Raw genomic sequence first — 21621 nt, 5'->3', positions numbered from 1 at the left:
AGCTCGTCAAGCTTTTCTTTTTACAAGAATGTCGCGATACAGACTCATGAAACGCTGAGAGGCACTGGCCATCGTGAAGTTCGAGTAAATCCTCTGTCTTGCAGCCTCACCAAGTGCCCGACGACCCTCGACATCCAACGCAATGAGATCCTCGATACCTTTGCCGAGCGCATTCGGATCCAAGGCCGGAACGACGACACCGTCGTTACCTAGCAAATAAGCCGCATCCCCCACATCAGTGGTAATACAAGGCAATCCCATGGCCATGGCTTCACCAAGAACATTGGGGAATCCCTCCGTGCGAGAATGCAGACAGAAGATATCCATGGCTTTCAGACACGAAGCTACATCTTGCCGCTCTCCAAGCAGGATGAAGCGCTCCGCATACCCGGTAGCTTCGATGAGGCGCTGCAATTCAGCATTGGAAGACAGCAGCTCCCGTCCCACCAAAAGAAACTTCAAGCGCGAATAACGTGGAGCCAGCAGACCGGCAGCTGCGACAAAGGAAGCATGATCCTTTACCGGGTGGAATCTGCCTAGACTGCCAATCACGATATCGCTGGCCTCTATACCAGATTCACTCCTGATAGCGGACCGCTGTTCGTCGGTCGCCTGCAGGCGAGTGAGATCGAAACCGTTGGGAATGACCAGCATCCTGCTTGCGTTGTAGCCAACAGCAATGTGTGAGCGCCTTGAGGCCTCGGCGGCGCAAACAATATATTTTGGCAAGAATCCGGATAGCCAGGCACACACCTTCCGTACCAGAACAGTCGTACTCTTGCCGCCCTCTTGAAGGTCGGTCGTGCGGACTCCCCATATAATCCCGCCAATACCGGCCATTCTGGCAGCCAATCCACCAAGAAGATCGGAATGATACATCCATGTTTGGACTATATCGGGCCTCCTTTCACGAAATATCCCTATCAGACGAAGGAGCACCCGAGGCATATCCCTCATCGAGGTCATGCCAAGCACATCAACAGATATACCAGCCTCAATCAGACCCTGCCCAAACTCACCAAGATCAGACAGTGAAATAATCGAATGTTCGAATTCACTGCCGCCATTTTGAGTCTCGATCAACCGCTTGAGCATTAGCTCAGCACCGCCGACTTTCTTCAGGCCGGCTATCACGTGGATAACTTTTACTGTGGTCATGACTCCAACCACGCTTGGAACATGAGAACACTCCAGAGGCGTCTTGAGTGGTCCCGCCTTCCCGCCAAGTGGTCGTTCCAGATCCTGCGTATCAACCTACTATCCAAATAACCTTCTTGCTGAAGGCGTCGCTCATCAAGCAGCGATTCAGCCCACTCTTTCAGAGGGCCTCTCAGCCAATCGGAGACAGGAACGGAAAACCCCTTCTTGGGCCGCTCTATGAGCTCTCGCGAAACATGCCTATACAAGACTTCACGAAGCAACCACTTTCCTTTTCCATTGCGAATCTTCATATGCAACGGCATGCGCCAAGCCAGTTCGAACACGCGATGGTCTATCAGTGGAACCCGGGTTTCCAGGCTGTTAGCCATCGCTGCTCTGTCTACCTTCACCAGAATGTCGTCAGGCATGTAGCCCTGAACATCCATGGCCATCATCCAGTGCTGGAACGAGTCCACCCTTGGCCATCTTTCTGGAGTATCCAATAGTGCCGTGTGACCCTTTGCACCTATGACCGGGTATTCGTGATTTCTCCAGTGACTGTTCAATCGATAGAAAAGCTCCTCGGCCGTCCTCGAAGCAAATACGTCACGCAGCTTCCCCAACTTGTCAGGTAAAGGTAAGTCCTGAGCAAAAGCCGATGCGAAACGCCGCATGGAATGAGGAAATCGCTCCAGCATGCGCCAGACACGGGGAGTAAACTGATAGGGATTGTAGCCGCCAAACAGTTCATCACCACCATCTCCACTCAGCGCAACAGTAACTTGCTGCCTGGCCAATCCACTGACAATCAAGGTTGGTATCTGCGAACTGTCACCAAATGGCTCACAGTAGATCTTTGGCAAAGATGGAATTACATCTAGAGCATCTTTTGAATTGACATAGAGCTCTGTATGATCGGTACCGATATGTTCTGCAACCGCCTTTGCGTAAACAGCCTCATCATACCCAGGCTCATCAAAGCCAATAGAGAATGTCCGTATAGGGCGTGAGGACTGCTGCTGCATCAGCGCCACGACCGTACTACTATCCACCCCACCGCTCAGAAAAGCTCCCAAAGGAACATCAGAGACCATCTGATCCGATATGCTAGTTCTCAACTGGCTTTCCAGAAGATCAACTGCCTCGGCATCCGTTCCCTGGAATGGATTGGAGAGAGCCTCTTCTATCGCGGCGTTCGCACTCCAATAGGCAGCAGGTTCGCAGGTCTCGTTCAATGAACGTTCCGATAGGACCAAATAGCTCCCTGCCCTTAGCTTCCCGATACCTTTATAAATACTATAGGGAGCCGGGACATAACCATATCGTAGAAATAGGGCCAAGGCATCTCTATCAATATCCCCCCTAAAAAGCGGATGTTCTTTCAGGGCCTTCAGTTCGGATGCAAAAAAAAGCACGCCATTCTGCCAGCCCCAATAGAGAGGCTTTTCGCCCATTCGATCACGAGCCAGAGTAATTGTTTTCTCCTGTCGATCCCACAAGGCCAGAGCGAACATACCCACGGTGAGCTTGAGGGTACTCTCCACGCCCCATTGGGCAAAGCATGCCAATAAGGTTTCGGTGTCCGATCCGCCACGCCAGGAATGTGTTACACCTGCCTCGCTCAGGCGAGCCCTAAGAGCCAGATGGTTGTATATCTCGCCATTGTAAATCAGCACATACCGACCACAGTCGGAGTGCATGGGCTGGCTGCCTGCGGGGGAAAGCTCCAGAACCGCAAGACGCGCATGGACAAGTATCGGGGCGCGCGGAGCCTCGTACCAAATCCCCGACTCATCCGGTCCACGATGATGTATGGCGGCAGCCATCTGCCGGGCCACACGTGCATTATCCCCTAGGAGAGTTCCCGTAATATTCCAGAAGCCAGCGATACCACACATCAAATCACCTCGTTCCCTTTCCAGGCGCTACCGAGCCAATGACCATTGCCCACAGGTCACAAACGACATCGAGAGAATAGTGCCTTTCGATAATATCTCTTCCATTTTGCCCTGCACGCACACGGGCTTCCGGATCTTTGACCAAAGCCGCAAGTGACTCATACCAGCCCTCGTCGTCCACCGCACCATATCCGATGAAGCCTCGGGCTAGAACATCGCGGTTCATACCATACTCGGAAACCACTACCGGCAAGCCACAGGCCATATAAAGCAACATTTTGTAGCTACACTTCCCCCTCGACCATAGATCATCGGCAAGAGGCATTATACCGATATCCATTCCGGCAATCGTTTCGACCTCATTGGTCTCTGTCCAGCGAATGAACTCAACCTTTTCGGCTGGAATGACCTTGAACTCGGGAGGACGGTCCGAAACGATCCTCAATTTCCATTCGGGGTGATCTCTGAACAGGTGGGACAGCGGGATTTCTATGTCATAAAGAAAGCGGTAGCCACCCGACGTGCCGGACCAGCCGATCACTCTATTCTCCCTGCGTTCCCTTCTGGGTGAAAAACGAAGAGTATCGACGCCCGTCGGAATGATCGTAGTCGGCCTACCGAACTGACCGAAGTAATCGGCCAGGTATTGATTGCCACACACGATATGGTCGACACGACGAGCAATCGAATTCGCGGCGATCCCCCTACGATGCAGCCATATTGCATCATCGACATCCAGAATTCTGGGCGCCTTGGTAAGAAACTCAAGAGTTGGAATTGTCGAGAGAAGCTCTCGTTGAAGGATCACAACGTCACTTCCGTAAGAGCCGATTACCTGAGGAAGGCGGTGAAGCAGTTCTCTCAGCAACCAAAGCGGGCGATCCAGTCGACGAGGCGGAGGATAGGCAGAGACCAGCGCTTCCGACATATGCATGTCGATACCTCGCGTGCCAAGCCCTTCGAGCAGAGCCTTCACGCGAAATCTCGAACTGGGAACGGATCTACCTTGGGTAAAAGCCCGAACCCGCACTGCTGGGAGCTCCGCTATCATGATTTACCCCTCCTTGATTCCTGGACACGCCTGTCCAACGGGAGATCGCAGTGCTCTGGGCACTCCCCACCAAACCGGGACCCATCCCCTCCAAACAGAAAGCAAGTCGGCATACTGCTTATCATCGAATTAGCTTGCTCTTCAGGAAAGTACGCATGCCAGATACATCAAGAGCAATCATTGCCGCCAAATAGACCCCTCCCCCCAAGACAACTTTCACAACCAGGCCAAAAAAAGCACTCTCCAAACTGAAGGATGCAACTGACACCGCCATCAACAGCACAGACAACGCAATTTTCATAGCATCTTTCCCCGGAAGGGCGGGCATTGGGAAAACACGTCGCCCCAAGAAGATACTAATTAGTATTGCAGAGGAAAACGCCATAACAGAAGATACCGCCGCGCCAACTACCCCAAACTCCGGAATAAGGATTAAATTAAACACAACATCAACCACTGCCGACACCGCCACTGTCACAACCTGCACTCGTGTAGCACTAGCCAATTGGAAAGAGTAGTCAAAGTAAAAAGATTTCAAGGCCCCCAGAAAAGCCGAAAGGGATATCAACGGAATTATCTTTAGGGCACCCTCACGAAACTCTTCGCCCATAATAGATCCTGAAATTTCCGGAGCCACCATGGCCAGGCCACAGGCAGCAGGCGAGACTACTGCAAAGATAAAAATAAAGGTCTTCCGCAGTTGGTCCTGTGTCTGTGGCAAGCCGCTCTTGGAAAGTTTCTCCATTACCAGCGGAAAAGCCGCCAGGTGAACGACAGAAGCCACTGTACCAACACTATATTGCGCTAGGTCATATGACACCGAGTAGACACCTACCGCGGCATCCCCCAGAAATGCCCCAATAAAGAAGCGATCAGACGCATTGACTATGAATGCAAAAAGGAAAGTAAGCGTCAGTGGTGCACCATAGGCAAACAACCTGGTTAACTGCTCCTTGTCTACCAACGCCCAACTGACTCCCCGCCACGCATCTTGGAAGAAAACGGTCGCCAGTACCAGAGACACAAGCGTACCCAGCAGCAAACCATCAACGCCAAACCCGAAATAAACAAGGAGAACACCGATAAAGAAGCTTCCAGCCCCTTTGATCAACAACATTTTCCCGTAGGTCAGCGGCTGCAAGATCGCATTTTGAATCTTCAGATTCAAATCATGCCAAGCCTGTGCCAGGCAAAGAAAACCGACCATATAATAAAGAATAGAGAAACCTATCTCTTCACGCCACTCCCAAAGCAGGAACGTGACGAATATGATAACGAGTGAAACAAGGAAGCTAATGGCCCTAGCCGTGCCAAGAAGCCTCGCCCGAGCTTGGTCATCACTACACTCAGGCAGATAACGACCAACCCCCAGCGCCACCCATTGCAAGAAAACCGTATTGAGGAAGCCAACAACTATAATTGTCAGCGAATAGACTCCATACTCACCCGGACTCAACAGACGAGTAAAAACGGAAAGACCGACAAGAGTCAATATTGCCGGAAAAGACTTGAACAAAAAATAAACCAGACTATGTTTTCCCAGCATACTTTTCTAAACCATAAAAAAGAGAAAACAATGAGTAAAAAATAAAAAAACAATCATAGAAAAAGTGCTCCGCGATGAAAATAGAGAATCACACGCCCCTAATATTGAGCACTTGGAGCACCAGGCGACTCTCAAAAGCAAAAATAGCGCCGCTCTTGGAAACGACGCTACTTTCATCCAAACGCACCAGAGTGAATATCATTTCAAAAACATGATGTACCAAGGCATGGCCAACGCCACACCTGCAGACACATCATATTTCGGCGCATACCCCAGCAGTTTGGCAGCCTTGCTGATATCAGCGAGAGAGTGACGTACATCCCCCTCCCTAAAATCACGATAAACAGGTTCCCGGTGATAGGACACACCGTTTTCGGCAAGGCCGTCGCGAAGCGCAAAGAACAACTGATTCAAACTCGTCCGCCCGCCAACAGCAATATTGTAAACTTGATTACGAGCATCAAGCCCCGCGGTTGCAGCAAGCAGATTGGCCTGAACGGTGTTTTCAATATAACAAAAATCCCGACTGGTCTCGCCATCACCGTTAATATAGACGTCATCACCCTGGATCATCGAAGAGGTCCATTTTGGTATGACTGCCGCATAGGCACCATTGGGATCCTGTCGACGACCGAACACATTGAAATAACGAAGCCCAATGGTCGAAAAGCCGTAGCAGCGCGAAAACACATCGGCATAAAGCTCATTCACATATTTGGTAACCGCATAAGGGGAAAGAGGCTTACCTATAGTATCCTCCACCTTCGGTAAACCGGGATGATCTCCATAGGTAGAGCTACTTGCCGCATAAGTGAAACTCTGCACCTTGGCATCTCTGGCTGCAATCAGCATATTCAAGAAACCATCGATGTTCGTTGCATTGGAGGTGATCGGATCGTTAATAGAACGCGGCACCGAACCCAAGGCAGCTTGATGTAAAACGTAATCAACACCTGCACAGGCGTTATTGCAATCATCCAGATTGCGAATATCACCTTGAATAAGTTTAAAATTTGACCATTGCTTCTCGCTAACCAAGGACCGCACTTCGTCCAGGTTCCGCTGATGACCAGTAGCAAAATTATCCAGGCCGACAACCTTCTGATCAAGTTTTAGCAAAGTTTCAAGAAGATTAGAGCCAATAAAGCCCGCCACACCTGTAATCAGCCAGACTTTCGGCTGCGCCGGCAATTCCTTTCTTAGCTCTTCATAACGACTCATCATATTCCCTCTCGTCTACTCACAAAGCTTACAACTGATCTTACAGGCGTAGATCAGACTGATCTTCATCGAGCAGATATTTCAGATCATAGAGAACATGCTCAGCCTTCCCTAACTTTCGTATATTTTCTGCGCCCATATTTTTGAATTCACTGTGCGCGACCGCAAGGATAATTCCATCATAAGCGCCATGGGATGGCGTACCGACTGGAGTAATCCCATACTCATGCATGGCATCTTCGGCGCTCACCCAAGGATCAAAAACATCAACCTGTATGTTGTATTCCGCCAACTCACGGACAATATCGACGACTTTGGTATTGCGGAGGTCTGGACAATTTTCCTTGAATGTAAGCCCCATAAGCAGAACGCGAGCACCGTCCACGTGGATACGACGCTTGAGCATAGCCTTGACCAGTTGCGAAACGACGTAGGCACCCATACCGTCATTCAAACGGCGGCCAGCCAGGATGATCTCTGGATGATAGCCAATACTCTGGGCTTTATGAGTCAGATAATATGGATCGACTCCGATGCAATGACCGCCGACTAGGCCCGGGCGGAACGGCATGAAATTCCATTTCGTGCCGGCAGCCTTGAGGACCGCCTCGGTATCGATACCCATTCGATTGAAAATGATGGCGAGTTCGTTGATCAGAGCAATATTGAGATCTCGCTGCGTATTTTCGATCACCTTGGCAGCCTCAGCGACTTTAATGCTGCTCGCCTTGTGAGTACCGGCAGTGATGATTTCTCTATACAGGGAGTCAACCAACTCCGCGATCTCCGGCGTAGAGCCGGAAGTGACCTTCTTGATCGAAGAGACCCGATGTTCCTTATCGCCGGGATTGATGCGCTCGGGGCTATAACCGGCGAAGAAGTCCTCGTTAAACCTCAGCCCGGAAAATTTTTCCAGAACAGGTACGCAGTCTTCTTCCGTCGCTCCCGGGTAAACGGTAGACTCATAAATTACAATATCGCCCTTCTTCAGAACCTTTCCGATGCTCTCCGAGGCCTTTACAAGAGGGGTGAGGTCGGGTTGCTTATGTTCATCAATAGGTGTAGGAACCGTCACAATGAAAACATTGCACTTTTGCAAGTCCTGAAGATTGAAAGTAAAGCTCAGTTCGGACGCTTCTTTCAACTCAGCCGCATCTACTTCAAGAGTAGAGTCAATGCCTTGCCGCAGTTCAGCGATTCGCCCCTGATTGATATCGAAACCGACAACGGTTCGTTTTTTACCAAATTCAACAGCAAGCGGAAGACCAACATAGCCTAGCCCAACAACTGCAACCTTCAGATCCTTCATTTAACGCGCACCTCACTTCATGTAAAACAGTTCTCAACCAAAATCCGATGGATTGAAAACTGAAAATCCCATTGACTATAAACTTCTGCCGACCCTACAAGCAAAAAACTCATGCAGCATCGACCGTGCGCCTAAACCCACCTCTCACCATAAGGATGGCTAGAGCCACCGCAACCCCCAAAAAACCACCAGCAAGCATGCTTAGGATAAGCACTATGCCTTTTCTTGGACGGACGGGATCATCTGGCACCTCTATCGTACCATCCTGACGAAAAACAGCGACTTTATCGAGATTCAGCGTCAGCCCCTCCAGAAGAGCATACTTCTCCTGCAAGCCTCGTAATGCGGGAATGAAAGGATCATCGGAGACACGATCTTGCAGCGTTTTTATTTCTGCCCGAATAGCCTTGGCACCACGCATGTACATCAGTCCGCCTTCCATGATGGAGGAAAGCTGTTGATCAACCTGCCCTTCTATCAACGGAGGATTTTCCAGCTTCAAGGCCTCCGCAACGCGCAACGCCTCTTTCAGTCGAGAGATACGATCTTCACGGCGAGCCTTCGCAGTTTCACGCAAGATGTCGATCTGTTGCTGTATATTGCGATTCTTCACTTGAAACTCGCGGCGTACTCCTTCTTGCATTTCCTGCATGGAACGCTTGACTGCAATTCCTATATATTTCTCGCCCCACTCCGCCGCCTGCAAAGGATCATGCCGCTCGATGACGACAGTGTAGCGCTCGCTATCCTCTTTGCTAGGCTTCTGAATAGTTACCGAATTCATGAGAAGCGCATAAAGCTGATCCCGCGAACCAACAGAAGCCCCCTCCTCCAAGGAAGGAATATATACATCTCGAAAGAACTGACGGCGAGTCTCTTCGGACTGGAGATTTCGCACGAAGATTGAATAGACACCATTTGCCGAAAACGCGGGAAGCCCGTTTTCCGATCTTCCCAAGTTGAAACCAGCTATATCGCTGAGTGAAGGAGGCAGCGTCGAGACACGAGCCTCATAGACGGGCTTGGTGATGAATAGATAAACAATAGCCAACAACACCGGCAACACTGCCAGCAAAGCAATCAGCCATCTCAGGGACCACAACCCACTCATAATCTCTATCAGATCGAACTCGCCGCTCTTGGCTTTATAGGAGGGAAAATTTTTTTCTGTCACAACGGATCCAATTCTTGGGTTAAGGAGTCATCATGCGGCAGCCCCCCTCCTGACGTGGAGATGCATCAGGAAGCTGCTGCATTTTGACAGCATGCTACGAGATTACAAGCCGCACGGTCGCGACCATCGACTCCAGGAGATAGGGATACGACGCAAACACCTTCAGCGCACCAATCGCTGATAACAGAGCCTAGCTCGCGATTCAGGATGCACGGACGTATGTTAGACAAGACAGTCAGAGATTAGTGCCCACAGCAGAAAAATGGGGTCAAGCAGGCCAGAGGATACCTTCCACGAGAGGTTACGACCCGCCGGCAGCAACCCTTTTCAGCAAGAAGAGACCCACTGCGGAGCTGGCACGCAATTAGTTCGGAAGGGACGAACTTATAGAGAGGTTGATTCAGAGCGAAGAGATTTTTGTCGACGCCCCCTCAAACGAAGCAATGCCCCACTCAACAACCCACCGAGCCCACCGAGGATGAAAGCCAGAGACACGAAGAGAGAAAGCGGACCGTCAGGAGTGTGCCACCCAAGGAAGGCAAGGCTGACGCTATTCTGATTTTCCAATACGAAAACCAGGACCACCAGCGCAACCACCAACACAAACACAGCAGTCAAAATCCGCCCGAGCCATTGCATTGAAAAAACCTCGTATCTGCCAGAGTCACTCCGGCTCGTTGACCCGATCCCGCAACTCCTTGCCCGGCTTGAAGTGCGGCACGAACTTGCCGTCGAGTCGTACCGACTCCCCGGTCTTGGGGTTGCGACCGACGCGCGGGGCGCGGTAGTGCAAGGAAAAGCTGCCGAAACCACGGATCTCGATCCGGTCCCCGGTCGCCAGGGCCTGGGACATTTGCTCCAGCATGGTCTTGATTGCCAACTCGACATCCTTCGCGGACAGTTGCCCCTGATGGGTAACGATCCGTTCGATCAACTCCGACTTGGTCATGGTTTTCCCTTCTTTTTCAAGCGGCTAGATCAGCTCAGGTCTCTTTTAGCATGCTGATCAGTCTTTGAACAGGTCCAAGAAGGGGAAAACGAAAAAGGGCGGCCTAGGCCGCCCTTTTTCATGATGGATCAGAGACTTAGCCCTGATTCTCCATCTGAGCACGGATCAGATCACCGATGGTGGTCGGACCAGCGCTTTCTACTTCCTGCTTACGCAGTTCTTTCATTGCGTCCTTCTCGTCGTCGACGTCCTTGGACTTGACGGAGAGGCTGATGACGCGGCTCTTGCGGTCGATGCTGATGATCTTGGCTTCGACTTCCTCGCCTTCCTTCAGGACGTTGCGCGCGTCTTCGACACGGTCACGGCTGATTTCGGAAGCCTTCAGGATACCTTCGATGTCGTCGCCCAGGCTGATGACAGCGCCCTTGGCGTCGACTTCCTTCACGGTACCGCGGACGATGCTGCCTTTCTCGTGCAGGGACGCGTAGTTGGAGAACGGATCGTCTTCCAGCTGCTTGATGCCCAGGGAGATGCGCTCGCGCTCCGGGTCGACCGACAGGATGACGGTTTCCAGCTCGTCGCCCTTCTTGAAGCGACGTACGGCTTCTTCGCCGACTTCGTTCCAGGAGATGTCGGACAGGTGGACCAGGCCGTCGATGCCGCCGTCCAGACCGATGAAGATACCGAAGTCGGTGATCGACTTGATGGTACCGGAGATACGGTCACCCTTGTTGAACTGGCTGGAGAAGTCTTCCCACGGGTTGGATTTGCACTGCTTGATACCCAGGGAGATACGACGACGCTCTTCGTCGATGTCCAGAACCTGAACTTCCACTTCGTCGCCAACCTGGACGACTTTCGACGGATGGATGTTCTTGTTGGTCCAGTCCATTTCGGAGACGTGTACCAGGCCTTCCACGCCCTCTTCCAGCTCGGCGAAGCAGCCGTAGTCGGTGAGGTTGGTGACGCGGGCCATGACGCGGGTGCCTTCCGGGTAACGCGCCTTGATGGCAACCCACGGGTCTTCGCCCAGTTGCTTCAGGCCCAGGGATACACGGTTGCGCTCGCGGTCGAACTTCAGGACCTTGACGTCGATCTCGTCGCCAACGTTGACGATCTCGGACGGATGCTTGATGCGCTTCCAGGCCATGTCGGTGATGTGCAGCAGGCCGTCTACGCCGCCCAGGTCCACGAACGCGCCGTAGTCGGTGAGGTTCTTGACGATACCCTTGACCTGCTGGCCTTCCTGCAGCGATTCCAGCAGAGCTTCACGCTCGGCGCTGTTCTCGGCTTCCAGGACGCTGCGGCGGGAAACGACAACGTTGTTGCGCTTCTGGTCGAGCTTGATGACCTTGAACTCGAGCTCTTTGCCTTCCAGGTGGGTGGTGTCGCGAACCGGACGCACGTCGACCAGCGAACCCGGCAGGAACGCGCGGATGCCGTTGACGTCGACGGTGAAACCGCCCTTGACCTTGCCGTTGATGACGCCCTTGACCACTTCGTCGGCAGCGAAAGCCGCTTCCAGAACAATCCAGCTCTCGGCGCGCTTGGCTTTCTCGCGGGACAGCTTGGTCTCGCCAAAGCCGTCTTCTACCGCGTCCAGTGCGACGTGGACTTCGTCACCCACCTTGATGGTCAGTTCGCCCTGTTCGTTGTAGAACTGCTCGACCGGGATGACGCCCTCGGATTTCAGACCGGCATGGACGGTGACCCAGTCACCATCGATGTCGACCACGATGCCGGTGATGATGGCACCCGGCTGCATGTCGAGGGATTTCAGACTTTCTTCAAAGAGTTCTGCGAAGCTTTCGCTCATGTTCATACCTGTAGTCAAAGGCCCGGAAGGGCCCGATTCCGCATCACCAGCCAATGCGGTCAAGTCATTAAATGAAGCCGCAGGACAATTTGCTGGTTTCCTGCTAGCTTCTGATTGCACTCCCGAATGGGAATGCCCAGTTGGGTTGTTCTGCGATGGCGCCAGGCAAGTCGGGAGGCAACCCTCGCCGCACCTGCAAAACGCCACAACATAAGGTCTGGAATATTAGCAACCAGGCCCTGTATCGTCAATTCCCGCGCCAAAACCTCAGACGTCCCAGCCCTGCCGCTCGCAGTGCCGGATGATCGTCTCGACCACCGCCTCGATGCTCATTTCGGTGGAGTCCAGCAGGATCGCGTCATCGGCCGGTTTCAGCGGCGCGACCGCGCGCTGGCTGTCGCGCTCGTCGCGCTCGCGGATTTCTTCCAGCAAGGCAGACTGGTCGACATCCGCGCCCTTCGCCTTCAACTGTAGGTAGCGTCGACGCGCACGCTCCTCCGCCGAGGCGGTGAGGAATATCTTCAGAGGCGCATCGGGAAATACCACGGTGCCCATGTCGCGGCCGTCGGCCACCAACCCCGGCGCTTCGAGGAACGCCCGCTGGCGCTGCAGCAACGCATCGCGCACGGCCGGTAAGGCGGCGACCTGTGAGGCGCCGGCACCGACCTGCTCGGTACGGATCACATCGGTCACTTCCTCGCCTTCGAGAATGATGCGCTGCCCATGGCTGCCATCGGCAGCGACGAACTGCACATCGAGGTGCGCAGCCAGGACCTTCAGCGCCTCTTCATTGGTCAGGTCGACACCATGGTTGACCGCGGCGAACGCCAACAGCCGATAAAGCGCCCCGGAATCCAGCAGGTTCCAGCCCAGGCGCCGGGCGAGCAGCCCGGCGACCGTGCCCTTGCCGGCGCCACTGGGGCCATCGATGGCGAGCATCGGTACAGCGCCGTTCATCAATTGTTCTCCACGGCGACCCGGATACCGGTCTGGGCACACAGGGCGAGGAAGTTGGGGAAGGAGGTGGCGACGTTGGCGCAGTCGTGGATGCGGATCGGCCCGCTGGCGCGCAGCGAAGCGACGCTGAAGGACATGGCGATACGGTGGTCGCCGTGCGCCCAGACTTCGCCGCCACCGAACGCACCACCCTCGATGACGATGCCATCCGGGGTCGGCTCGGCCTTCACGCCCAGGGCCTTCAGGCCGTCAGCCATGACCTGGATACGGTCCGACTCCTTGACCCGCAGCTCTTCGGCGCCACGCAGGACCGTGCGCCCCTCGGCGCAGGCGGCAGCCACGAAGAGTACCGGGAACTCGTCGATAGCCAGTGGCACCAGGTCCTCGGGAATGTCGATGCCCTTGAGCCGCGCGGAGCGCACGCGGATGTCGGCGACCGGCTCGCCGCCGACCTCGCGCTGGTTTTCCAGGCTCAGGTCACCACCCATCAGGCGCAGGATCTCGATGACGCCGACGCGCGTCGGGTTGATGCCGACGTGCTGCAGGACCAGTTCCGAACCTTCGGCGATACTGGCGGCAACCAGGAAGAAGGCCGCCGAGGAAATGTCGGCCGGGACCTCGATATGGGTGGCGCTCAACTTATGCCCGGATTCGACCTTGGCGGTGCTGCCCTCGACCTCCACCGGATAGCCGAAGCCGCACAGCATGCGCTCGGTGTGGTCGCGGGTCGGCGCCGGCTCGGTGACCGAGGTCTCACCCGCGGCGTAGAGCCCGGCGAGCAACAGGCAGGACTTCACCTGGGCGCTGGCCATCGGCATGTCGTAATGCATACCGGTGAGGCGCTGGCCGCCGCGAATGGTCATCGGCGGACGGCCTTCCGGCCCCGTCTCGATTACCGCGCCCATCTCGCGCAGCGGCTTGGCTACGCGATTCATCGGCCGCTTGGAAAGGGAAGCGTCGCCGGTCAGGGTGCTGTCGAACGGCTGGGCCGCCAGCAGACCGCTGAGCAGACGCATGGAAGTACCGGAGTTACCCAGGTAGATCGGCCCAGGCGGCGCCTTGAGGCCGTGCAGGCCAACGCCATGGACGGTGACGCGGCCGTTCTGCGGCCCCTCGATCACCACTCCCATGTCGCGGAACGCCTGGATGGTTGCCAGTGCGTCCTCGCCCTCGAGGAAGCCCTCCACTTCGGTGGTGCCTTCGGCCAGGGAGCCGAGCATGATCGAGCGATGGGAAATCGACTTGTCGCCCGGTACCCGGATGGTTCCGGACAGGCTGCCGCCCGGCTGGGCCAGATAAATCAGGTCGTTGTTGTGCATGGCGTCCACATAGGCCCGACGGGCCAGGATTTTGCTGAAATGCTCACGGGCTACCCGGGCGCGCGTGAAAACGCCCAACAACTGGTGCCCGTCCCCAGTGTCGACGGCCTCGCGCAGCGCGTCGAGGTCGTCACGAAAAACATCCAGTGTACGCAGCACCGCCTCGCGATTGGCGAGAAAGATGTCGTGCCACATCACCGGGTCGCTGCCGGCGATCCGCGTGAAATCACGGAAACCGCCGGCGGCATAGCGGAAGATCTCCAGGTTCTCGCTGCGCTTGGCCAGGGAGTCGACCAGGGTGAAGGCCAGCAGGTGAGGCAGGTGGCTGGTGGCCGCCAGAACCTCGTCGTGATGCTCGACCTCCATGTGCTCGACGTCCGCGCCCAGCGCGCGCCACAGGCTGTCGACCAGCGCCAGCGCGTCGGCATCGGTCTCCGCGGAGGGCGTGAGAATCACCTTGTGCCGGCGGAACAGGGTCGCCTTCGCCGCGGTCACTCCGCTCTGCTCGGAACCCGCGATCGGATGCCCCGGTACCAGGTACCGCGGCATCCCGCCGAACGCGACACGCGCGGCACGCACGATATTGCCCTTGGCGCTGCCAACGTCGGTCAATACAGCCTTGCCCAGGTCGAGCTTCGCCAGGTCAGCCAGCACCCGCTCCATCGCCAGGATCGGCACCGCCAACTGGATCACGTCGGCGCCGACGCAGGCGCGGCCAAGATCCTCCTCGCAACGGTCGACCACGCCGAGCTCCACCGCCAGGCGGCAAGACTCGGCATCCCGATCCACGCCGACCACTTCCCGGAACAACCCTTTGCTCCGCAACCCCTTGGCGAAGGAGCCGCCGATCAGGCCCAGCCCCACCACCACCAGGCGGCCCAGCTTAGGGGTCGACTGTTGCAGCGGCGTGACCTCAGTCATGCGCCAGCACCTTGCCCAGCGCCTGGAGGAAACGATCGTTCTCTTCCGGTAGCCCGATGGAGACGCGCAGGAAGGTCGGCATCCCGTAGCCAGCCACCGGACGCACGATCACACCTTCGCGCAGCAGCGCCTGGTAGACCGGACCGGCATCGCGAGCCAGATCCACGGCGATGAAGTTGCCCTTCGAGGGAATCCAGGACAGGCCCAACGCGTGGAAGCCATCCTCCAGCTGCGCCATGCCGGAATCGTTTAGGCGGCGACTCTGCGCCAGGTAGTCATGGTCGTCCAGCGCCGCGCAGGCAGCCGCCAGTGCCAGGCTATTGACATTGAACGGCTGGCGCACGCGGTTGAGCACATCGGCCACCGCCTTGCTCGAAAGCGCGTAGCCGACCCGCAGCGAAGCCAGGCCATAGGCCTTGGAGAAGGTCCGCGAGACCAGCAGGTTGGGGTGCCGCGCCAGGTAGTCCAGGCCATCGGGCAGCTCATCTCCCTCGGCGTATTCGATATAGGCCTCGTCCAGCACCACCAGCACCTCCGCCGGCACCTGGGCGAGGAACCGCTCCAGGGCGTCCGCACCGAACCAGGTCCCGGTCGGGTTGTTCGGGTTGGCGACGAACACCACGCGAGTTTGCCCATCGATGGCGGCGAGCATCGCTTCCAGGTCATGCCCCCAGGCGCGCGCCTTGACCGCCCGCCCCTCGGCGCCCACGGCCTGGGTGGCGATCGGGTAGACGGCGAAGGCATGTTCGCTGAACACGGCGTTCAGACCAGGCGCGAGGTAGGCACGGGCGACCAGGTCGAGAATGTCGTTGGAGCCGTTGCCCAGGGTCACCTGCGCCGCATCCACCGCGCAACGCTCGGCCAGCTTGCGCTTGAGTTCGAAACCGTTGCCGTCAGGATAACGGGTCAGTTCCGCCAGTTCGGCGCGGATAGCCTCCAGCGCCTTTGGGCTCGCACCCAGCGGGTTCTCGTTGCTGGCGAGCTTGACGATCGCCGCAGGGTCGATGCCCAGCTCGCGGGCCAGTTCGTCCACCGGCTTGCCAGGGACGTAGGGCGACAGCTTTTGCACCCCCGGCTGGGCCAGGGCAAGGAAATCGGACATGGATAGTTCAGCCTCGACGCGGGACGGGGCATTCATCGATGACCCGTCTCTTCGGAATGACAGCGCGCTCAGAGCACCGCTTTCGGATAGGAGCCCAGGACCTTCAGGGCGACGGCTTCCTGGCCGATCTTCTCCAGGACGTCCTTGATCAGCGGTTCTTTATGGTGGCCGACGAAATCGATGAAGAACACGTAGGTCCATTTGCCGCTGCGCGACGGGCGGGTTTCGATGCGGGTCAGGTCGATACCATTGTTGTGGAACGGTACCAGCAGCTCGTGCAGGGCCCCCGGCTTGTTGCGCATGGAAACGATGATCGAGGTCTTGTCGTCGCCGGTCGGCGGCACCTCCTGGTTGCCGATGATCAGGAAGCGCGTGGAGTTGTCCGGGCGGTCCTCGATCTTCTCGTGCAGCTTGCTCAGGTCGTACAGGCTGGCCGCCATGTCGCCGGCGATCGCCGCCGAATTCCACTCGCTCTTCACCCGCTTGGCCGCGTCGGCGTTGCTCGACACCGCCACCCGCTCGACGCTCGGGTAGTGCGAGTCCAGCCACTTGCGACATTGCGCGAGGGATTGGGCATGGGAATAGATCCGGGTGATGTTGTCGGTCTTGGTGGTTTCGCCGACCAGCAGGTGATGGTGGATACGCAACTCGACTTCGCCGCAGATCACCATGTCGTGCTCAAGGAAGCTGTCGAGGGTATGGTTGACCGCCCCCTCGGTGGAGTTTTCCACAGGCACCACGCCGAAGTTCACCGCGCCGGCAGCGACCTCGCGGAACACCTCGTCGATCGCCGCCATCGGCGTGCTGATCACCGCATTGCCGAAATGCTTGAGTGCCGCGGCCTGGGTAAAGGTGCCCTCGGGTCCGAGATAGGCCACTTTCAGCGGCTGCTCAAGCGCCAGGCAGGACGACATGATCTCGCGGAACAGCCGCGCGACCTCTTCGTTGTCCAGCGGCCCCTTGTTCAATTGCATGATGTGCTTGAGCACCCAGGCTTCGCGCTCGGGACGGTAGAACACCGGCGCCTCGCCCTCGCCCAGGGTCTGGGTCTTGACTCGCGCCACATCCTGGGCGCAACGGGCACGCTCGCTGATCAGCTCGAGCAACTTCTCGTCGAGGCTGTCGATGCGCAGGCGCAAGGCCTTGAGCTGGTCCTGGTCCGCCATCAGCCGTGCTCCTTCTCGAACTCCGCCATGTATGCGACCAGCGCCTCGACCGCGTCCAGGCCAAGGGCGTTGTAGATGGAAGCGCGCATGCCGCCGACCGAGCGGTGGCCTTTCAGGTTGAGCAGCCCGCGCGCCTCGGCGCCTTCCAGGAACGGCTTGTCGAGACGCTCGTCGGCCAGGCGGAACGGCACGTTCATCCAAGAGCGGGCGCTCGGCTGGATCGGGTTGGTGTAGAAGTCGCTGGCATCGATGGTCTTGTACAGCAGGTCCTTCTTGGCGCGGTTGCGCTGCTCCATCGCGGTCACCCCGCCCTGCTCCTTCAGCCATTCGAAGACCAGGCCGGACAGGTACCAGGAGTAAGTCGCCGGGGTGTTGTACATGGAACCGTTGTCCGCGGCGATCTTGTAGTTGAGCATGGTCGGACAGACGCTGCGGGCGCGGCCGAGCAGGTCTTCGCGAACGATCACCACCACCAGGCCGGACGGGCCGATGTTCTTCTGCGCCCCGGCATAGATCAGGCCGAAGCGGGACACGTCGAGCGGGCGCGAGAGGATGTCGGAGGACATGTCGGTGACCAGCGGCACGTCGCCGGTCTCGGGAATCCAGTCGAACTCGAGGCCGCCGATGGTCTCGTTGGAGGCGTAGTGCACATAGGCCGCGTCCTTGGTCAGCGTCCACTCGTTCTGACCCGGAATGGCGAAGTAGTCGTACTCCTTGGCGCTGGCCGCGACATTCACGGTGCCATAGCGACGAGCCTCCTCGATGGCCTTCTTCGACCAGATACCGGTATCGATATAGTCGGCGACGCCATCTTCGGGCAGCAGGTTCAGCGGAATCTCGGCGAACTGCTGGCTGGCGCCGCCCTGCAGGAACAGCACCTTGTAGTCCGAGGGAATGTCGAGCAGGTCGCGCAGGTCCTGCTCGGCCTTGCTGGCGATGGCCACGTAGTCATCACTACGGTGGCTCATTTCCATGACCGAAAGGCCCTTGCCCCGCCAGTCGAGAAGCTCGGCCTGGGCACGTTGCAGAACTGCGTCGGGAAGCGCCGCGGGACCGGCGCAGAAATTGAAGGCTCGCTTGCTCACATCCACTCTCGCTATAGGTAGGGCGGATAGCCGTGAGTTATCCGCCGAGGTCATCGGCCGGGCGGGCGCAGGCGCCCGCCCCGAGCCTTACTCTTCGTTGCCTTCCGCTTCCGCCGCGGGCTCGGACTCGGACTCGGCCGACTCGCCCAGAGATTCGGCAGCTTCCTCGCCCTCGGGCAGGTCCTCGTCATCTCCGCCCGACGGCTCCTGGACACGCTCCAGACCGACCAGTACCTCGTCGCTGGCGAGCTTGATCAGGGTTACGCCCTGGGTATTGCGGCCGGACAGGGAGACTTCGTCGACACGCGTCCGCACCAGGGTGCCCTGGTCGGAAATCAGCATGATCTCCTCGCCTTCCTGGACCTGTACCGCGGCGATCAGCGCGCCGTTGCGCTCGTTGGTGACCATGGCGATCACCCCCTGGCCGCCGCGGCCGCGACGCGGGAACTTGCTCAGCGGGGTACGCTTGCCGAAGCCGCGCTCGGAGGCGGTGAGGATCTGCGCCCCGGACTCCGGAATCAGCATGGAGATCAGCTGCTGCCCCTTGCCCAGGCGCATGCCACGTACGCCGCGGGCGTTGCGGCCCATGATGCGCACCACGCTCTCGGCGAAGCGGATCACCTTGCCGGCGCTGGAGAACAGCATGACTTCCTTGGCGCCATCGGTGATCGCGGCGGCGATCAGGGTGTCGCCCTCTTCCAGCTTGAGCGCGATCAGGCCGCTGCTGCGCGGACGGCTGAACTGCACCAGCGGGGTCTTCTTCACGGTACCGAAGGCGGTGGCCATGAAGATGTAGGCGCCGGTCGGCTCGGCCACCAGCTCGGCGGTCTCGCCCTCGACTTCCTCGACCTCGGCGGCCTCGACCACCTCGCCCTCGAGCACCGCGCCTTCGGCTTCGTCGAGGTCGTCATCGGCGCCGCCGTTCTGCTGCAGCGCCTCCAGGTCGATCTGCAACATCGCGGTGATCCGCTCGCCCTCGTCCAGCGGCAGCAGGTTCACCAGCGGCCGGCCACGCGCGGTACGCGAGGCTTCCGGAATCTCGAAGGTACGCAGCCAGTAGACCTTGCCCTTGCTGGAGAACAGCAGGAGGGTCGCATGGCTGTTGGCCACCAGCAGGTGTTCGATGTAGTCCTCGTCCTTCATCCCGGTGGCGGACTTGCCTTTGCCGCCGCGACGCTGCGCCTGGTAGGCGGCCAGCGGCTGGGACTTGGCGTAGCCGCCGTGGGAGATGGTCACCACACGGTCTTCCTCGGTGATCAGGTCGGCGATGGTCAGGTCGACCTGGGAAGCCACGATCTCGGTGCGGCGAGCATCGCCGAATTCGGCCTTGACCGCTTCCAGCTCCTCACGGATCACCTCCATCAGGCGCGCCGGGTTGGTCAGGATGCGGATCAACTCGCCGATCAGGTTGAGGATTTCCTGGTATTCGGAGAGCAGCTTCTCGTGCTCCAGGCCGGTCAGGCGATGCAGGCGCAGCTCGAGGATCGCCTGGGCCTGTTCCGGCGACAGGTAGTACTTGCCGTCGCGCAGGCCGTACTGCGGATCCAGGTCTTCCGGGCGACAGGCGTCGGCGCCGGCACGCTCGACCATCGCTTCCACCGCGCTGGACTCCCAGGCAGTGGCGATCAGGCGTTCCTTGGCCTCGGCCGGGGTCGGCGAACTCTTGATCAGCTCGATCACCGGGTCGATGTTCGACAGGGCGACCGCCTGGCCTTCCAGGATGTGCCCGCGCTCGCGGGCCTTGCGCAGCTCGTAGACGGTACGCCGGGTCACCACTTCGCGGCGGTGGCGGACGAACACCTCGAGCATGTCCTTCAGGTTCAGCGTGCGCGGCTGGCCGTCGACCAGGGCCACCACGTTGATGCCGAACACGCTCTGCAGCTGGGTCTGGGCATAGAGGTTGTTGAGGACCACCTCGCCCACCTCGCCGCGACGCAGCTCGATGACCACGCGCATGCCGTCCTTGTCGGACTCGTCGCGCAGCTCGGAAATACCCTCGATCTTCTTCTCTTTCACCAGCTCGGCGATCTTCTCGATCAACCGCGCCTTGTTCAACTGGTACGGCAGCTCGGTGATGATGATCTGCTCGCGACCGCCGCCCTTCTCCATCTCCTCGACGACGGCGCGGGCACGGATGTAGATGCGCCCGCGACCGGTGCGGTAGGCCTCGATGATCCCGGCGCGGCCGTTGATGATGCCGGCGGTGGGGAAGTCCGGACCGGGGATGTACTGCATCAGCTCATCGACGGTCAGGTCGGGGTTGTCCATCAGCGCCAGGCAGCCGTCGATCACTTCGCCGAGGTTGTGCGGCGGGATGTTGGTCGCCATACCCACGGCGATACCGCTGGAACCGTTGACCAGCAGGTTGGGAATCTTGGTCGGCATGACCGCCGGGATCTGCTCGGTGCCATCGTAGTTGGGCACCCAGTCGACGGTTTCCTTTTCCAGGTCAGCCAGCAGTTCATGGGCCAGCTTGGCCATGCGCACTTCGGTGTATCGCATGGCTGCGGCGTTGTCGCCGTCCACCGAACCGAAGTTGCCCTGGCCGTCTACCAGCATGTAGCGCAGCGAGAACGGCTGCGCCATGCGCACGATGGTGTCGTAGACCGCGGTGTCGCCGTGCGGGTGGTACTTACCGATCACGTCGCCGACCACACGGGCGGATTTCTTGTAGGGCTTGTTCCAGTCGTTGCCCAGCTCGCTCATGGCATAAAGCACACGGCGGTGCACCGGCTTCAGGCCGTCACGTGCATCCGGCAGGGCCCGCCCGACGATCACGCTCATCGCGTAGTCGAGATAGGACTGTTTCAGCTCGTCTTCGATATTGACCGGGAGAATTTCTTTGGCCAGTTCGCCCATGAGAAGCCTGGTTCCTTTTTCTGGTGGAACTTCGCCGCCTCGATCCTGAGGCAAACGAAGTAGGTCGGCGCATGCCCGAGCAGCGCCAACTCACTACAAATCAACGAC

The 21621-nt window shown here is 57.9% G+C and carries 16 protein-coding genes; all 16 read right to left on the bottom strand.

The window, feature by feature from the left end; genetic code table 11:
• Positions 1-6: 6 nt before the first annotated feature.
• Positions 7-1158, bottom strand: a complete 1152-nt coding sequence (locus AC1RB9_RS09230) for a glycosyltransferase family 4 protein (RefSeq protein ID WP_003452713.1) — start codon at positions 1156-1158, stop codon at positions 7-9.
• Positions 1155-3038, bottom strand: a complete 1884-nt coding sequence (gene asnB / locus AC1RB9_RS09225; RefSeq protein WP_023082221.1) for an asparagine synthase (glutamine-hydrolyzing) — start codon at positions 3036-3038, stop codon at positions 1155-1157. The genes AC1RB9_RS09230 and asnB overlap by 4 nt, the downstream gene beginning before the upstream one ends.
• Before the next feature lie 4 nt (positions 3039-3042).
• Complete coding sequence (locus tag AC1RB9_RS09220) at positions 3043-4014, bottom strand: glycosyltransferase family 4 protein (RefSeq protein ID WP_169787782.1); 972 nt, start codon at positions 4012-4014, stop codon at positions 3043-3045.
• A 196-nt stretch (positions 4015-4210) separates the two neighbouring features.
• Complete coding sequence (locus tag AC1RB9_RS09215; RefSeq protein WP_003452719.1) at positions 4211-5635, bottom strand: lipopolysaccharide biosynthesis protein; 1425 nt, start codon at positions 5633-5635, stop codon at positions 4211-4213.
• Positions 5636-5833: 198 nt separating this feature from the next.
• Entirely contained in the window at positions 5834-6856 is a 1023-nt protein-coding gene (locus tag AC1RB9_RS09210) for an NAD-dependent epimerase/dehydratase family protein (RefSeq protein ID WP_003122249.1), read from the bottom strand.
• Positions 6857-6896: 40 nt separating this feature from the next.
• Positions 6897-8165, bottom strand: a complete 1269-nt coding sequence (gene tviB / locus AC1RB9_RS09205) for a Vi polysaccharide biosynthesis UDP-N-acetylglucosamine C-6 dehydrogenase TviB (RefSeq protein ID WP_003122248.1) — start codon at positions 8163-8165, stop codon at positions 6897-6899.
• A gap of 109 nt (positions 8166-8274) precedes the next feature.
• Positions 8275-9339 carry an LPS O-antigen chain length determinant protein WzzB gene (locus tag AC1RB9_RS09200; protein ID WP_003452742.1) on the bottom strand — a complete coding sequence of 355 codons (1065 nt, stop codon included), beginning with the start codon at positions 9337-9339 and terminating at the stop codon, positions 8275-8277.
• A 384-nt stretch (positions 9340-9723) separates the two neighbouring features.
• A complete protein-coding gene (locus tag AC1RB9_RS09195) occupies positions 9724-9978 on the bottom strand; it encodes a lipopolysaccharide assembly protein LapA domain-containing protein (RefSeq protein WP_003452745.1) in 255 nt (84 codons plus the stop codon).
• 25 nt (positions 9979-10003) lie between these two features.
• Positions 10004-10288 carry an integration host factor subunit beta gene (ihfB, locus tag AC1RB9_RS09190; protein WP_003091441.1) on the bottom strand — a complete coding sequence of 95 codons (285 nt, stop codon included), beginning with the start codon at positions 10286-10288 and terminating at the stop codon, positions 10004-10006.
• A gap of 136 nt (positions 10289-10424) precedes the next feature.
• Positions 10425-12104, bottom strand: coding sequence for a 30S ribosomal protein S1 (gene rpsA, locus AC1RB9_RS09185; protein ID WP_003091442.1), 1680 nt, complete (start codon positions 12102-12104; stop codon positions 10425-10427).
• 267 nt (positions 12105-12371) lie between these two features.
• Positions 12372-13061, bottom strand: coding sequence for a (d)CMP kinase (gene cmk, locus AC1RB9_RS09180; protein WP_003091443.1), 690 nt, complete (start codon positions 13059-13061; stop codon positions 12372-12374).
• Positions 13061-15301 carry a bifunctional prephenate dehydrogenase/3-phosphoshikimate 1-carboxyvinyltransferase gene (locus AC1RB9_RS09175; protein ID WP_003452751.1) on the bottom strand — a complete coding sequence of 747 codons (2241 nt, stop codon included), beginning with the start codon at positions 15299-15301 and terminating at the stop codon, positions 13061-13063. The genes cmk and AC1RB9_RS09175 overlap by 1 nt, the downstream gene beginning before the upstream one ends.
• Positions 15294-16403, bottom strand: a complete 1110-nt coding sequence (hisC, locus tag AC1RB9_RS09170) for a histidinol-phosphate transaminase (RefSeq protein ID WP_003115433.1) — start codon at positions 16401-16403, stop codon at positions 15294-15296. The genes AC1RB9_RS09175 and hisC overlap by 8 nt, the downstream gene beginning before the upstream one ends.
• A gap of 68 nt (positions 16404-16471) precedes the next feature.
• Positions 16472-17569: a prephenate dehydratase gene (gene pheA, locus AC1RB9_RS09165; protein WP_003091446.1), complete on the bottom strand. Its 1098-nt coding sequence runs from the start codon at positions 17567-17569 to the stop codon at positions 16472-16474.
• A complete protein-coding gene (gene serC, locus AC1RB9_RS09160; protein ID WP_003111764.1) occupies positions 17569-18654 on the bottom strand; it encodes a 3-phosphoserine/phosphohydroxythreonine transaminase in 1086 nt (361 codons plus the stop codon). Before serC ends, pheA begins: the two co-directional genes overlap by 1 nt.
• 87 nt (positions 18655-18741) lie before the next feature.
• Entirely contained in the window at positions 18742-21513 is a 2772-nt protein-coding gene (gene gyrA / locus AC1RB9_RS09155) for a DNA gyrase subunit A (RefSeq protein WP_003091448.1), read from the bottom strand.
• Between the last annotated feature and the right edge of the window lie 108 nt (positions 21514-21621).

The sequence above is a fragment of the Pseudomonas sp. 20-5 genome (assembly GCF_056782835.1).
Note: the sequence above shows the minus strand (reverse complement) of the source record. Positions and strands in the feature narration are given on the sequence as shown.